General features: G+C 57.9%; 1 protein-coding gene and 1 pseudogene. One reads left to right on the top strand and one right to left on the bottom strand.

The window, feature by feature from the left end; translation table 11 throughout:
- Positions 1-184 precede the first annotated feature (184 nt).
- Complete coding sequence (locus OXR00_RS19590; protein WP_267389907.1) at positions 185-361, top strand: Arm DNA-binding domain-containing protein; 177 nt, start codon at positions 185-187, stop codon at positions 359-361.
- Here OXR00_RS19590 and OXR00_RS19585 read toward each other — a convergent pair.
- A pseudogene (locus OXR00_RS19585) lies at positions 350-722 on the bottom strand (integrase core domain-containing protein); the annotation flags it as partial. The gene OXR00_RS19590 and the pseudogene OXR00_RS19585 overlap by 12 nt on opposite strands.

Raw genomic sequence — 722 nt, 5'->3', positions numbered from 1 at the left:
ACCCACACATACCAAACCGTCTCAGGAAACTCCGAGGCGGTTTTTATCGTCCTTTTTTAAGCTCTTGCGTCGTTTCGGCAGCCTTCAAATCCGCTCACCGGATTTCCCTGCATGCCAATACGTCGATTTGCATTTGGGGGTATTTTGGGGGGGTATGCCAGCCAACTCGGCAGGAGCACCCCCAATGGCTCTCAAGGACCTTGAAGCACGCTACGCTACCAAACGCGCTAAGGATTACAAGCTGACCGATGGGCAGGGGTTGTACCTGCTCGTCCGGCCCAATGGCTCGAAGCTCTGGCGGATGAAGTACCGGTTTGGCGACAAGGAGAAGCTAACGTGCTCCCCGTTTTCAGGCCGCTGATAACTTAGCTTCGGTGTCCATATGCCCTTGGCGGGGGCGGTTCGTAAACTCGGCGGGTGCCAACCCGCCAAGGCTGCTGTGCGGACGCACGGTGTTTTAATCCGTCCGCCATGCCTCGATCAGCCGTCTTGCCGTCGCTAGCGATGGGAACAGCTGTTCGTTCAGGCACTCGTCGCGTACGCGACCATTGAAGCTTTCGACGAAGCCGTTCTGCTGCGACTTGCCCGGCGCGATGTAGTGCTACTCGACCCCTGTGTCCTGGCACCAGGCGAGCACAGCGTGACTGGTCAGCTCGGTGCCGTTGTCGCTGACTACCATGTACGGCAGGCACTCCCGGCTATAATCATCAATGACGTTCAGC

The sequence above is a fragment of the Sphingomonas sp. GC_Shp_3 genome, from assembly GCF_026540945.1.
Classification (GTDB): domain Bacteria; phylum Pseudomonadota; class Alphaproteobacteria; order Sphingomonadales; family Sphingomonadaceae; genus Sphingomonas.
The sequence above is the reverse complement of the archived record's forward strand: the minus strand, read 5'-3'. Positions and strand labels throughout refer to the sequence as shown.

Coding starts and splice junctions, on each gene's coding strand:
- OXR00_RS19590 (WP_267389907.1), top strand. CDS start 185: ATGGCTCTCAAGGACCTTGAAGCACGCTACGCTACCAAACGCGCTAAG.